We start from the raw sequence: 13,605 nt of genomic DNA, 5'->3' as shown, positions 1-13,605 counted from the left end.
CTCCTCTATTTTGTGACTTATATTAAAACGTAGATCCGCGGGGAATTTTTATACTGAATAGCTTTTGGGAAATCACGCTATTTAGTATTACTTATTACAACTAAACTGTAACACCGAGTAGCAGAGGTGTCAACTTTCTTTCTTAAAAATATTTCTGCAACTTCACTACTCGGTGATATTGGTATCTTGCGTTACTTACTACAAGGTATGCTGTAACACGCAGTAGGGTGACTGTGATTTTTTAAAAAAACTAGCTCTCTCGATACAGCAGACGTAAATTATGCTGTTTTACTCGTTTTATCCGTGAGTTTCACGCTTTTACTCGTGAATTTTATGCTTTTACTCGTGAGTTTCGCACTTTTACTCGTGAATTATGCTGTTTTACTCGTGAATTATACTGTTTTACTCGTGAGTTTCACGCTTTTACTCGTAAATTTCACTTATCCACTTTTGCACGAGTGAGGGCGAAAATAAAAAGCAACCTGCATTAGGCTGCTCTTTTCGGCTCTAAATTATACCCACCATAAATCAGTTGGACTTTCGTTGATGAGTACAGTTTTCAGATTGGTTACGGCCCGTTGGAATCCTTCTTCAACTGACATCAGCGGATCTTCGTGTTCGATGCTGACGACGTAATCGTAACCGTATGTGCGAAGGGCGCTCATGATGTCGGACCACTCTTGCAGGCTGTGGCCGCATCCTACAGAGCGGAAGTTCCAGGCACGGCTCTGGATATTGCCATAAGGCTGCATGTCGGTCAATCCATACATATTGATGTTATCCTGATCCAGGTATGTGTCTTTTGCGTGGAAGTGGTAGATTGCTCCCGCTTTCCCTAGGATTTTGATGGCTCCGACTGGTTCGATGCCCTGCCACCAAAGATGGCTTGGATCAAGGTTGGCGCCTATTGCATCAGATGTAGCTTCCCGCAGTTTTAATAAGGTGTAGGGTGTGTGGACGAGAAAGCCCCCATGCAGTTCAAGGCCGATTTTTATATTGTGTTCATCGGCAATGGCGGCCACTTTCTTCCAATAGGGGATCAATTTTTCTTCCCATTGCCATTTCAGCACATCTGTATACTCATTCGGCCATGGGGCTACGGGCCAGTTTGGATATTTAGCTCCTTCGTGATCACCCGCTGTACCAGAAAAGGTATTGACGACCGGGACGTTCAGTAAGGATGCAAGTTTGATTGTTTTGATCAGTGTTTCATCACTTTCTTTAGCGAAGGTTTCATCAGGAGAGATTGGATTGCCATGGCAGCTGAATGCACTGATCGTTAACCCTCTTGTTTGAACGGCTTCGAGGTATTCTTGGCGCTTTTCTTCACTTTCGAGCAGTTCATCGAGTGGACAATGGATATTCCCTGGATACCCGCCTGTACCGATTTCAACTGTTTTTAATCCGGAATCCGCGACATAATCAAGCATATCCTCGAATGGTTTTTGAGCAAATAGCACTGTAAAGATCCCTAATTTCACATGCCCCACCTCACCTTTTCATTAATTTATGCTCATGACCTTCCCACTTGCCGAGCTTTGATAAATCGCTTCGATTATTTTCGAAACTTTCATGGCTTCCGATGGTTTTACCAATGGTTCCGCTAACCCCAGGCAGCTGTTGATAAAGTTCTCTGCCTGTTGCAGGTCTGGTGTATCCTCTCCTGGCATCCATACTGCCTCACTGTTTAAAAGCATGCCGTGCTTAGCCTGATTCAAGACCAGCGGAAATACATCAAGTCCGCCCTGCGTTCCGGATAAACTCAAAACAGTTGCTTCTTCACGGATATTCGCGGCCCAAGATGTTTCGAATAATAGAGATGCTCCGTTGGCAAATTTGATATATGCCGTGGCATGGTCATCCACTTCAAATACCGAGGCATCGAAATTGCCCCATAAATTGACCTGATCGACACCCTTACTGACATAATTATATGTCGAACCTACGATTTCAATCGGTTCTGGGTCATCCATCAGCCATAATGCCAAATCGAGCAAATGGCAGCCGTAATCGATCACGCTTCCCCCGCCTTGCAATTCCTTGCTTGTAAAAACTCCCCATCCAGGGACTTTGCGCCGCCTGATTGCCTGTACACGCGCTACATACGGTTCACCGATTTCTCCGGCCTGAATCATTTTCTTTGCAGCCTGGGCTTCCTTCATGAAGCGGTAATGATAGGCAGTCGATAACACTTTACCGGATATGTTTGCAGCCTCGGTTATCGCTAAACATTCCTCGGTTGTAATGGCCATCGGCTTTTCGCATAACACATGTACACCCGCTTGCAGGGCAGCAATGGAAATCTCAGCGTGAAACTTGTTTGGCGTTGCGATTGTAACAGCATCCACTTCAGCAAACATTTCTTCATAATTCGTGAAAACCTTTTCGATATGAAATTCCCGTGCCACTTCCCGCGCCTTCATTTCATCTATATCCTGAATGGCGTATAAAACCACTTTATCTTGAAATTTTTGAAAAGCTGGGATATGCCTTTTTTGGGCAATTCCGCCAGCACCGATAATACCCATTTTTAATTTGTACATGATGACTTTTAACCCCTTTATAAGCGGATGATTTTTCGGGATGCATTTGATTCCATCGCGCCAAGAATAACTTTTAATGACTTTAATCCTTCAACTCCTGAGACAAGAGGCTCCTCATTGTCCACCACACATTTTACAAAGTGGCTGATCACTTCGGAATCATGCTGTCCTTCTGAGTCATTAGTCTGGATGCTTCCTAATTGGATGGTTTCTGTCTTTCCATTATCATGATGGATGATCAGTGAGTATTTCGGATCGTCTTCAAGGCGCAATACCGCTTTTTCCGCATAAATGACCGTAGCATTGTCTTCTTTTGCATAAGACCAGCTGGCGGTAAGAGTTCCGATGATACCGTTCTCCGTCCGGAGGATACAGGCCGCACTGTCATCAACGTCCGTGTTTTTCTTGGCAGTCGTTTCCACAAAGGCTCCCACTTCAACAAATTCTTCTCCAAGGATATACCGTAATAAATCAGCTTTATGAACGCCTAAATCGCCCATTGCCCCAATGACCGCCTGATCCTTTTTAAAAAACCAGCTTTCCAGTCCGTCCACGCTCCAGGTTTCCGGCCCGGAATGTCCAAAAGCCGTCCGGAAGCTATAGATCTTCCCTAGCTCTCCGCTCTCAATAAGCTGTTTCGCTTTTTGATGAGAGGGAACAAATCGCTGATTATGGCCAATCATTAGTATTTTGCCGCTTTTCGCTGCTGCTTCATTCATTTTTTCAGCGTCTGCTAAAGAAGTAGCCATTGGTTTCTCACATAGGACATGCTTACCCGCTTCCAAGGCCGCAACCGTGATGCGCGCATGCAGGTAATTCGGTGTACATACACTGATCGCTTCAATCTCCTCATTCTTCAAAAGTTCTATATAATCAGTATATGCTTGCGCTCCATACCTTTGTGCTGCTGCATTCGCCCGGTCCGGCACAATATCACAAACGGCAATGATCTCCGTTTCCTGATGTGATTCATACTCCGGAAAATGCCTGTTTTTTGCGATACTCCCGCATCCAATGACTCCTACCTTCACTATGCCCATTTTGTTCTCTCCTTCACTTCATCTCTTTGGATGAGATGGATTCCAACGGTTCGGCTTTACCATAGTTCGTTGCGATTCCGAATTCCGGCTTGACCCAATCAACGGCATTTTTAATCACACGTTGAATCTCCGGATTATGGTAGGTAGGATATGTTTCATGTCCTGGACGGAAATAGAAAATCCTCCCTTTACCCCGCTGATACGTGCAACCGCTTCTGAATATCTCCCCGCCTTCAAACCAACTGACGAATATTAATTGATCTGGTGCAGGAATATCAAAATGTTCCCCGTACATCTCTTCCTTTTCAAGCTCGATATATTCTCCGATTCCATCAACGATAGGGTGACTCGGATCGACTACCCAAAGCCGTTCCCTTTCATCCGCCACCCGCCATTTCAAATCACAAGTCGTTCCCATCAATCGTTTGAAGATCTTTGAAAAATGACCAGAATGGAGGACGATGAGACCCATTCCCTCAAGTACTCGCTTGTGAACCCTTGCAATGATTTCATCCTGAACTTCATCATGTGCAACATGCCCCCACCAAAGCAGTACATCGGTTCGTTCCAGTACTTCCTCGGTTAATCCGTGCTCTTCTTCATCGAGAGTAGCGGTCCTCACTTCGACCTGTTCACTTTGTAAAAAGCCGGCAATTGCACCATGGATGCCATCCGGATATACTTTTGCTACTTCAGGCTTTGTTTTCTCGTGGCGAAACTCATTCCATACAAGGACTCTCATGAACAACCTCCTCCATTCAAGAATCATTTCACGGCAACTTGTTTTGATGTTTAACTATTACCTCTTTAGTTCAAAACGCAAACGTTTGCGTTAGGGATGATCAAAATATAAGAACATACTTATTGACTTAGAAAGTATGAATTTTCAAAAATAATAGTGATAATCTATATTGTAAATTTATGTTAGCAAAAATCAAGCTTTAATTGGTAAAACTTTTCTACAATTTTCATTTAATTTCCTTTTCAGCAACAAAATGTGACTCCCGCTTTATGATTTTGGTAGGAATGCTGATGCTCTTTTCCATCATTTCCGGATTCGCAATAAGATCGAACACGCATTTTGCGGCTTCATACCCTAACTGATACGTATGGATATCAACCGTTGTCAGCGGGGTACTTAAAAATTCTATGAATTCTGAGTGGTTAAAACAGACGACGCTTATTTGCTGCGGCACTTTCAAGTTCTTTTCGGCTAACACTCCAAGTAAGAGCACACCCAATAAAAGATCCATAACCAAAAAAGCGGTTGGTGCCTCCTTCAATTCCAGCAATTCGTCAATCGCCTTTATTCCATCCGTTCGATTTAAAGGAATCAATTTGATATATTCCTGTCGCACATCCACCCCGGCCTGTTCCATCGCTTGTTGAAAGCCTGTCAAGCGGTCCTGGATCACTTCAAACTCGGGGCTGCCTCCTAAAAAGGCGATTCGCTCATGTCCAAGATTGATTACAAACTCCGATACTTCCCTGGCCGCTTGAACATTATCGTTATCAATGAATGTGATACCGCTCATGTTCGTACTTGGCTTCCCGATCAAAACGAACGGGAAGCCCTGCTTCAATAAATACGGCACCACTTGATCGTCCTTTTTAGAGTACAAAACAATCATGCCATCCACTCTTCTGCCCTGGACCATTTTCACGACATCCTCAAAGATGGAATCCTCCGTCTCGCCGGTAGTCAGAGAAAGACTGTACCCTTCTTTATTACAGAAATCTCCGATGCCCCGGATCACTTCGGGAAAAAAGGGATTATAAAGTGATTCCCTTGCCGAACTTTTCATGACGATCCCAATGGCCTTAGTTGACTTCGTGACTAAGTTCCGGGCATTTTCATTCATATGATAGCCCATTTCCTTTAATACCTTACGTACCTTGCGCTTGGTCTTTTCACTGATTGTCGGGCTGTTATGGATTACACGCGATACCGTTGATGGAGCGACATTTGCTTTTTTGGCAACGTCTTTTATAGTAACAGACAAATTCATCAACACTCCCCGTTCACCGCACATGGTTTAATATTCCCTATATTTAAATAGTTATTTAACGGCTCCATCTGCAATTCCTTTAATAATTTGCCTCTGAGCAAAAAAGTACGCAATGATGACTGGAATGATGGATAAAGTAAGTCCAGCCAAGGCGAGATGCCATTGCTTCGTATATTGTCCGAAGAAGAAGAATAATTTAAGTGGAATGGTCTCCGATCCCGCGCCGCCAATAACAAGGGATGGCAGCAAATAGTCGTTCCATATCCAAATGACATTCAAGATCCCAACTGTAATGGACATCGGCTTTAATAGTGGAAATATGATATACCAAAATACTTGAAATCGGTTTGCACCATCAATCTTTGCTGCCTCATCTAGTGAGAGGGGAATCCCTTTTAAGGTACCATGATATAGGAATATGGATAGACTGCAGCCAAAACCTAAATACATGAAAATCAGTCCAGCCTTGTTCAGCATCCCAAGCTGTCCGAATTGGGCAACGAGCGGTATCATCACAGACTGAAATGGGATCAGCATGGCTGCTACAAACACAAAGAAAAGCAGGGAACTTATTTTACTTTTGTTTCGGGAAAGAGCGTATGCTGCCATCGCAGAAAAGATGATGATGATGACTACACTGACGCCCGATATCAATAAAGAATTGAATAAAGTCCGGAGGAAATCCAATTGCTCGAAAGCTTGAGTGAAGTTTTCCAATGTCCAGGTTTCAGGCAGTCCCAATGTATCGGCAAATATATCCCGTTTCATTTTAAAAGCATTGACAAGCATTAAATAAAACGGAGTGAGCCATAATATGGCCAAAATGAATCCGATGAATCCAATCAGCCACAATTTCCATTTTCCCCTCATTACAGCTCAACCTCCCGTTTTTTATTGAAATAGACTTGTGTCAGCGAAACGACCGCCACGATTACGAAAAAGATAACGGCTTTTGCCTGTGCATATGCCATATCGTTTTCGGTGAAGGCGGATTTTACAATGTTCATCGCAACCATTTCAGTTGAATTATAGGGAGCTCCATTCGTCAAAGAAAGGTTTTGATCATAGATCTTGAACGAGTGGGAAAGCGTCAAAAACAAACTGACGGTAAAAGCAGGTGCCACTAGCGGAAAAGTTATATGGCGAAAACGCTGGAAGCTGTTCGCTCCGTCAATTTTTGCCGCTTCGATCAAGTCTTCAGGAACTGCCTGAAGATAGGCGATATAAATGATCATGATATATCCGGCCATTTGCCAGGACGTTAAAATGATCAATCCCCAAAATCCGGTATCAGTCGTCGATAACCACCCATTAAATGCTTCGATCCCCGTCAAATCACCAATCGCACCGAAGACCTTAATAAAAATGAACTGCCAAATAAAGCCGAGTATCAAGCCGCCAATTAAATTGGGCATAAAGAAAACTGTCCGCAATATGTTGCTTGATTTAATTTTCGAAGTCACGATGAGAGCCAAACTTAATCCGATGATATTGATTACCACAATTGCCGCTACGGAAAATTTAATCGTGAACCAAAATGTATCAAGGAACCCTTTATCCGTAAACAAGTCTATATAATTCTTAAAACCGATGAAATCCGGTGTCCCTAAACCGTTCCAATTCGTAAAGGAATAATAAAATCCGTAGATAAGTGGCACGATCACAACCAAAATGAGTGCAGCAAGAACAGGTGTTAAAAACAGCCAATATGCGGCATCCCGATTTCTCAACGAAACCGACCTCCTTGAAATAATTTAATAGTTAATGGGTTAGATCATGACTGGGTTATTTGATGAATCCCTTTGCGACTTTTCTATAAGAAGGAACAACCAATCGACACGTTTTTCTTGCCGATTGGTCACTTGCATTTCCCAACTCTTATTTGCTATGAATCTTCTCCCAATTTTCAATGTTCTGTTGGACAAGTTCCTCCCAAGTCAATTTACCAGTTACGTATTTTTGGACACTTGCACCAAGATCATCATTCCAACCGACCGGATATCCATTAAATACCCACCCAATCGTATTTCCTTCTTGAGAGTATTTATAAATTTCTTTTGAAATTGGATCGGCAATTTTTTCTACATCATATCCTTCATAAGCAGGAATGAATTTAAAATCTTCCAAAACAGCTTTTTTCCCTGCTTCGGATGTATACATCCAGTCTAGGAACTTCTTGGCTGCTTCCTGTACCTTTTCATCCGATTTCTTGTTCACTGCCCAATAGTTCGGTACACCGACCGGCATGCCTGCATTGTCTCCATTTGGAATCGGGATGATGCCAATTCCCTTTTCAGCTAACTCAGGATCCATATCATAGACTGTGTTATACACCCAGTTACCTTGCTGAATGATCGCAACCTTTTCAAGCGAGAACAGCTCCTCCACTTGTTGGGAGTAATCAAGACTTGCAGTCGGCTGGACGGAATACTCATTTTGGATATCGACCAATTGTTTAAACTTGTCACCATCCGTGAATTTAACCGTTGGTGCCTTACTTGCTTCTAACACATTCCCATCAAACTCCGGTGATAAGAATACATTGGATAAATGGTTTCCTGTCACCCACTTCTCTTTGACCGGATAAGCGAAAACTGCATCGATTTTCAATTTGTCTTTTTGTGAATCGATTTTCTTAACTGCCGCCTCTAATGTTTCATAACTTGTAATGTCATCAGGATTAATTCCGGCTTCTTTAAATATCCGTTTGTTATAAATCAAGCCGTATCCTTCCTGGTTAAATGGAAGTCCAAGGACTTGCCCGTCCTCTTCCACGCCATCCAAAGTACCGTCAAGCGCTGCAGCAGCAGCCTTCGTGTCCTTTAAATCTGTTAATCTATCTTTATATTGTGCGACATCTACCGGTCCGCCAATGTTAAACACCGCTGGCTCCTCACCTGAAGCGAACTTTGCCGTAATGGCTGATTTATAATCATTTCCGCCGCCGACTGTCGATACCTTGATTTTCACATTTGGATTTTCTTTTTCATATTGTTTTGCCAATGTCTCGAATTGCGACTTGAATTCTACCTTGAATTGAAATATATCCAGCGTCACGACGTCCTTTGAGTCGCTGTTTCCGCCTGTTGAAGAAGAGCATCCAGCCAAAATCACACTAAAAATCAATAAAACAGTAAGAATTCCCCCGTACCATTTTTTACGCTTCATGCCTACCCACTCTCCCTTTTTCTCATAATATTCATGCAATTTTAAGAAAACGTTTGCATAAAATTAGTAAAATAAAAGCCATTCATTCTATAAAATTCATAGTCTATCGTACTTCTTTTACATCACCCCCTCACAAAAACATTGCAAACGTTTACATTTATGCGCTTTATATTACCACCAAATTCCATACTTTACAATAAAATTGTAGTATATTGTAAAAAAAGGATGTTAAGATCTCTCTTAATCTAATTATATGATTCAGAAACCTTTGATTATTCCTTTATCCAATTATTAATTGTACGGGCATTTTCATTCCCGGCATTATACGAAAAAGGGAAACCCGTCGGTCCCCCTCTTTTCACTTCAATATCATCTTCACATTGGAAGGACCGTATTCATCCTTCAATTCATAATATTTATCGCTTGCTTGTCCAAATTCCTTAAACACACCGCTAATGATCAATTCATTCGTTTCCTTATCAACGACACTGTACTTGATATTGCTTTTCCCAAACTTTCTGTCATCCACTTTTAAAAGGATCATCTTGGACACCTCCACATTTAATGGCTGCACTCCTCAGGGTGTGTGGTTTCTTACTTACATAATATAACAAATTATTCAGAATTTATAGACTTTTCGCCATACAAAATAAAAAAGCCTAATTAGGCCTTTTCATTTCGCTTATACATAATTACCATCAGGACTTCGATATATCCAGGAAACCTTCACCGAATACGTCCCGAACATCATGTATGGCTATAAAAGCATTGCTATCCGTTGACTGCACTATTCTCTTTAACTTCAGTACCTCTTGCTTACTTATAACGATATATAAAATATCCTTGGATTCTTTTGTATAGTATCCATGACCGCTAAAAACAGTGACCCCCCGGTCCATCAATTCGGTTACTTGTTTTGCAATCTGGTCCGCTTCTTTTGAAATGATGGTGATCGCTTTTTTCGGGTTCAATCCCTCAATGATGAATTCCATCGTTTTTGTTCCAATATAAAGCATTAGTATAGTGAGCATCAGACCTTCAGCGCCAATTATGAAATAAGATGAGAACGCAACGATTAAATCGAAAAACAGAAGTCCGTAGCTTAAGCTCCATCCCAAATACTTATTCGTAATTCGGGCAAGGATCGTCGTACCGGCAGTAGTGCCTCCAACACGAATGATCATGCCAATACCTGCACCGGCAAAAACCCCGCCAAATATCGCATTGATGACCAATTCATCTGAAGAAATCGTCCAGCTTTCAGTTAAATGAAGGAAAAGTGAATTAAAGGCAACGGCTACGATTGTATATACCGTTGTCATTTTCGACAAAAATTTATAACCGACAATGAGCAGGAAAGCGTTAATGATCAAACTTAACAGCCCTGGTGACCATTCAAAAAGATAAAACAGTATGATGGTTATCCCTGTGACCCCTCCCTCACCAAGCTCATTGGGAATGACGAAAAGATTTATTGCCAAAGCGAAAATAAAAGCTCCTATTAATATAAAGAAAACATCTAAAGAAATCTTTTTCATATTTATACCCTTCCTTTATGTAATGGTTAATGTGAATTCTGTTAAATTTCACTGCTCTATAGTAACATGGAATTCCATTTAATCCTTCAAAGATTTGAAGGTTTAACAAAAAGACTACCTTGGAAGTTAGATTATCTTCAATGAACGAGCTTAATACATATTTTTATACATTAGCTCAACAAAACCACCGCTGCCCGATTCTCCTTAAACTGATTTTTCTGGTTAGATTCATGTTCCTGGCTGGGACCTAAATAATCTACCAGCCTTTTCCGACCCTTGAATTCTCCCAGATTAATGGATCATTACTTTATTCTCATGCTCGTTTTCAAAGCTTGACAGTTTCATTGAGTCATGATTAGAATATTTTATGTGTTAACCTATATTAATTTTAGTTGACATATAAAAAGGAGAATGGCCATGCACAGTGAAAAACGTTTACTTTGTTGGGAAGAAAAAATAAAAAAAGAACTGGCTCATTTAGAAGAGATTTCGCAAAAGCGCGAACTCATATCTACCGTATGTGCCGAGCAGCCTTGGCTTACGATCAACGGGTGCAGGATGCTTAATCTAGCTTCCAATAACTATTTGGGATATGCAGGAGATGAGCGGCTGAAAACGGCTATGGTTGATGCCGTACATACATATGGTGCAGGAGCAACGGCTTCACGTTTAATTGTTGGCAATCATCCTCTTTACGAGCAGGCGGAACAAGCTCTTGTCAATTGGAAGAAGGCCGAAGCAGGACTCATCATCAACAGTGGTTATAACGCGAACCTTGGAATAATCTCCACCCTGCTGTCCCGTAACGATATTATTTATAGCGATAAATTGAATCATGCAAGCATTGTCGATGGAGCTCTTTTAAGCAAAGCAAAGCATGTACGCTATCGTCATAATGATTTAGATCATTTAGAAGCATTTTTGAAAAAATCACCGATTGAAGCACGTAAATTAATCGTGACGGATACGGTCTTCAGCATGGATGGTGACTTCGCTTACCTAGAAGACCTAGTTCGATTAAAGGAACGTTATAACGCAATGTTAATGACAGATGAAGCACATGGAAGCGGCATTTACGGTAAAAACGGTGAAGGCTATGCCGGTCATCTCCATCTTCAAAATAAAATAGATATCCATATGGGAACATTCAGTAAAGCGCTTGGTTCATTCGGGGCCTATGTTGTCGGGAAAGAATGGCTCATCGACTATTTAAAAAATCGCATGCGCGGATTCATCTATTCAACTGCACTTCCCCCTGCCATACTCGGTGCTATAAAAACAGCGATTGAACTTGTACAGCAAGAACCAGAACGCCGCTCACTGCTCCAAACACATTCAGAATACTTTAGAAAAGAACTCACAAATTACGGGTTTAACATTTGCGGAAGCCGATCACAAATTGTTCCTATCGTCATCGGGGAAAACGAAAAAGCGATGGAATTTGCTGCACGTTTGCAAAAAGAAGGAATTGCCGCTATTGCTGTCAGGCCGCCGACCGTTCCTGAAAATGAAGCGAGAATCCGGTTTACCGTAACGGCTCTCCACGATAAAAAAGATCTTGATTGGGCAGTTCAAAAAGTTTCGATCATTGGAAAAGAAATGGGTGTTGTTGAATGAAGCAGCCGAATTTAGTCGTGCTTCCTGGCTGGGGAATGGAAAAAGAGGCGTTTCAACCGTTAATCAAACCGCTGTCAGAACTATTTCACCTTTCATTTATAAATTGGAGAGATATGAAGGCACTAAATGACTTTGAAGAACGGGTCATAAACACAATCGCTTCCATCGATGGTCCTGTTTATTTATTGGGCTGGTCATTAGGATCACTAGTATCACTTGAACTCTCAAGTTCTTTTCGAGAAAGAATAAAAGGTTTTATCCTTTTTGGCGCAACAAGTCGGTTCACTACAGGGGAAAATTATTCAGTTGGCTGGGATCCGCGAATGGTCGAGCGCATGAAGAAACAACTGCCGCGCAATAAAGATAAGACTTTGACTTCCTTCTATGAAGCGATGTTTTCCGATGCTGAAAAAGAAGCAGGTTTTTATCATCAATTCACCAAGATCATTCAAAGCGAGTTTCATGGAGATGATGTGTTTTCGCTTCTGATTGGATTGGATTATTTACTTCAGAAAGATGCTCGAGCAAGACTCGACCGGATTGAAGTCCCCTTTTTAATGCTTCATGGGAGGGAAGACAAAATTTGTCCACTTGAAGCTTCATCTTTCATTAAAGAGAATTTGGGTGGGAAAGCCGAGGTTCGTATTATCGAAGGTACTGGTCATATTCCATTTTTCACAAAACCAGAGGAATGTATGGAGCATATAAAAACATTTATTCAAAAGGAGTACGTTCATGATAGATAAACGATTGTTAAGCAAGCGATTCAGTGAACACGCGCAAACATATGATGCGTATGCCAATGTTCAAAAAAACATGGCAAAGCAATTAGTGGATTTGCTTCCTCAAAAAAACACCAATCATAAAATCAATATTCTTGAAATCGGCTGCGGCACCGGTTACTTAACCAGGTTACTCGTCAAAACATTCCCTAATGCCGCCATTACGGCTGTTGATTTGGCACCCGGTATGGTTGAAGTGGCAAAAGAATTAACAAAGGAAGACCGTGTTACATTTTTATGTACGGACATCGAAGAAATGGCGCTAAATGAAAATTACGACTTGATTATTTCCAATGCAACGTTTCAATGGCTGAATGATCTTCCTGCAACCTTTGAAAAACTTTTTACACGATTGACGGTGGAAGGAAGCCTGATATTTTCAACGTTTGGAATAGATACCTTTCAAGAGCTTCATAGTTCATATGAACAAGCGAAAGAGAAGCTTCAACTTTCCATGGATAGTTCACCAGGTCAAACGTTTTACACTCTGGAAGAATTATCCCAAGTTTGCGAAGCAGCAATCCCCTATTCAGCAGCAGCTCCAATCGAGATTACAAAAATAGAAAAGCTTGAACTGGAGTACTTTCAGACAGTTCGTGAATTTTTCACTTCAATCAAAAAGATTGGCGCTGCTAACAGCAACAAAGAAAACTACTGCCAGCGCCCTTCCTTTTTTCGAGAGTTAATCAACATATACGACACAGAATTCCGAAATGATTCAGGTGTGAAAGCAACCTATCACTGCTTGTTCTTTAAAATAAAAAAACATGAATGATCCGAAGATAACCAACTGGGATAGAAGCAAAGTATTATACATAATCGCAAATCGTTTATATAAAGTAACGACTTGTATTCCATCCGCTTACTGTCGGTTAACCATCCCCTTCAAGCAATTCAGTCCGCCGCCA

At 41.5% G+C, this 13,605-nt stretch carries 13 protein-coding genes; 3 read left to right on the top strand and 10 right to left on the bottom strand.

Going from position 1 to position 13,605, the window contains the following annotated elements; genetic code table 11:
- Positions 1 to 512: 512 nt before the first annotated feature.
- From AC0VX1_RS02605 to AC0VX1_RS02560, 10 genes are all read right to left on the bottom strand, one after another.
- A complete protein-coding gene (locus AC0VX1_RS02605) occupies positions 513 to 1,481 on the bottom strand; it encodes a sugar phosphate isomerase/epimerase family protein (protein ID WP_413022641.1) in 969 nt (322 codons plus the stop codon).
- Between the two features lie 21 nt (positions 1,482 to 1,502).
- A complete protein-coding gene (locus AC0VX1_RS02600) occupies positions 1,503 to 2,543 on the bottom strand; it encodes a Gfo/Idh/MocA family protein (RefSeq protein WP_034305944.1) in 1,041 nt (346 codons plus the stop codon).
- A gap of 17 nt (positions 2,544 to 2,560) precedes the next feature.
- Positions 2,561 to 3,583 carry a Gfo/Idh/MocA family protein gene (locus AC0VX1_RS02595; protein WP_063592249.1) on the bottom strand — a complete coding sequence of 341 codons (1,023 nt, stop codon included), beginning with the start codon at positions 3,581 to 3,583 and terminating at the stop codon, positions 2,561 to 2,563.
- A gap of 13 nt (positions 3,584 to 3,596) precedes the next feature.
- Positions 3,597 to 4,325, bottom strand: a complete 729-nt coding sequence (locus AC0VX1_RS02590) for a ThuA domain-containing protein (RefSeq protein ID WP_098184942.1) — start codon at positions 4,323 to 4,325, stop codon at positions 3,597 to 3,599.
- A 226-nt stretch (positions 4,326 to 4,551) separates the two neighbouring features.
- Positions 4,552 to 5,586 (bottom strand): LacI family DNA-binding transcriptional regulator, encoded by a 1,035-nt coding sequence (locus AC0VX1_RS02585; protein ID WP_098184992.1) that lies wholly within the window; start codon positions 5,584 to 5,586, stop codon positions 4,552 to 4,554.
- Positions 5,587 to 5,643: 57 nt separating this feature from the next.
- On the bottom strand, positions 5,644 to 6,462 hold the full coding sequence (locus tag AC0VX1_RS02580) for a carbohydrate ABC transporter permease (RefSeq protein WP_057278543.1): 819 nt from the start codon (positions 6,460 to 6,462) through the stop codon (positions 5,644 to 5,646).
- A complete protein-coding gene (locus tag AC0VX1_RS02575; RefSeq protein ID WP_034305954.1) occupies positions 6,462 to 7,322 on the bottom strand; it encodes a carbohydrate ABC transporter permease in 861 nt (286 codons plus the stop codon). The genes AC0VX1_RS02580 and AC0VX1_RS02575 overlap by 1 nt, the downstream gene beginning before the upstream one ends.
- 148 nt (positions 7,323 to 7,470) lie before the next feature.
- Entirely contained in the window at positions 7,471 to 8,760 is a 1,290-nt protein-coding gene (locus tag AC0VX1_RS02570) for an ABC transporter substrate-binding protein (RefSeq protein ID WP_098184943.1), read from the bottom strand.
- A gap of 358 nt (positions 8,761 to 9,118) precedes the next feature.
- Positions 9,119 to 9,304: a hypothetical protein gene (locus AC0VX1_RS02565; RefSeq protein WP_034305959.1), complete on the bottom strand. Its 186-nt coding sequence runs from the start codon at positions 9,302 to 9,304 to the stop codon at positions 9,119 to 9,121.
- Positions 9,305 to 9,458: 154 nt separating this feature from the next.
- On the bottom strand, positions 9,459 to 10,298 hold the full coding sequence (locus AC0VX1_RS02560; protein ID WP_328130088.1) for a YitT family protein: 840 nt from the start codon (positions 10,296 to 10,298) through the stop codon (positions 9,459 to 9,461).
- A gap of 417 nt (positions 10,299 to 10,715) precedes the next feature.
- On the opposite strand from AC0VX1_RS02560, the gene bioF reads away from it, so the two are divergent.
- The 3 genes from bioF to bioC are packed head-to-tail and all read left to right on the top strand — an operon-like array spanning position 10,716 to position 13,472.
- Positions 10,716 to 11,915, top strand: a complete 1,200-nt coding sequence (bioF, locus tag AC0VX1_RS02555) for an 8-amino-7-oxononanoate synthase (RefSeq protein ID WP_475469744.1) — start codon at positions 10,716 to 10,718, stop codon at positions 11,913 to 11,915.
- Positions 11,912 to 12,661, top strand: a complete 750-nt coding sequence (locus tag AC0VX1_RS02550; RefSeq protein WP_475469742.1) for an alpha/beta hydrolase — start codon at positions 11,912 to 11,914, stop codon at positions 12,659 to 12,661. The genes bioF and AC0VX1_RS02550 overlap by 4 nt, the downstream gene beginning before the upstream one ends.
- The gene (gene bioC / locus AC0VX1_RS02545) at positions 12,651 to 13,472 is read left to right on the top strand and encodes a malonyl-ACP O-methyltransferase BioC (protein ID WP_475469740.1); all 822 of its coding nucleotides are present in this window, start codon (positions 12,651 to 12,653) and stop codon (positions 13,470 to 13,472) included. Before AC0VX1_RS02550 ends, bioC begins: the two co-directional genes overlap by 11 nt.
- Positions 13,473 to 13,605 lie beyond the last annotated feature (133 nt).

It is taken from the genome of Peribacillus sp. QJM3NY_7, assembly GCF_056173225.1.
Note: the sequence above shows the minus strand (reverse complement) of the source record. Positions and strands in the feature narration are given on the sequence as shown.

Bases quoted from the DNA above. Each gene is read 5' to 3' on its own strand.
- AC0VX1_RS02600 (WP_034305944.1), bottom strand. From the start codon at position 2,543: ATGTACAAATTAAAAATGGGTATTATCGGTGCTGGCGGAATTGCCCAA.
- AC0VX1_RS02595 (WP_063592249.1), bottom strand. From the start codon at position 3,583: ATGGGCATAGTGAAGGTAGGAGTCATTGGATGCGGGAGTATCGCAAAA.
- AC0VX1_RS02590 (WP_098184942.1), bottom strand. From the start codon at position 4,325: ATGAGAGTCCTTGTATGGAATGAGTTTCGCCACGAGAAAACAAAGCCT.
- AC0VX1_RS02580 (WP_057278543.1), bottom strand. From the start codon at position 6,462: ATGAGGGGAAAATGGAAATTGTGGCTGATTGGATTCATCGGATTCATT.
- AC0VX1_RS02570 (WP_098184943.1), bottom strand. From the start codon at position 8,760: ATGAAGCGTAAAAAATGGTACGGGGGAATTCTTACTGTTTTATTGATT.
- AC0VX1_RS02565 (WP_034305959.1), bottom strand. From the start codon at position 9,304: ATGATCCTTTTAAAAGTGGATGACAGAAAGTTTGGGAAAAGCAATATC.
- AC0VX1_RS02560 (WP_328130088.1), bottom strand. From the start codon at position 10,298: ATGAAAAAGATTTCTTTAGATGTTTTCTTTATATTAATAGGAGCTTTT.
- bioF (WP_475469744.1), top strand. From the start codon at position 10,716: ATGCACAGTGAAAAACGTTTACTTTGTTGGGAAGAAAAAATAAAAAAA.
- AC0VX1_RS02550 (WP_475469742.1), top strand. From the start codon at position 11,912: ATGAAGCAGCCGAATTTAGTCGTGCTTCCTGGCTGGGGAATGGAAAAA.
- bioC (WP_475469740.1), top strand. From the start codon at position 12,651: ATGATAGATAAACGATTGTTAAGCAAGCGATTCAGTGAACACGCGCAA.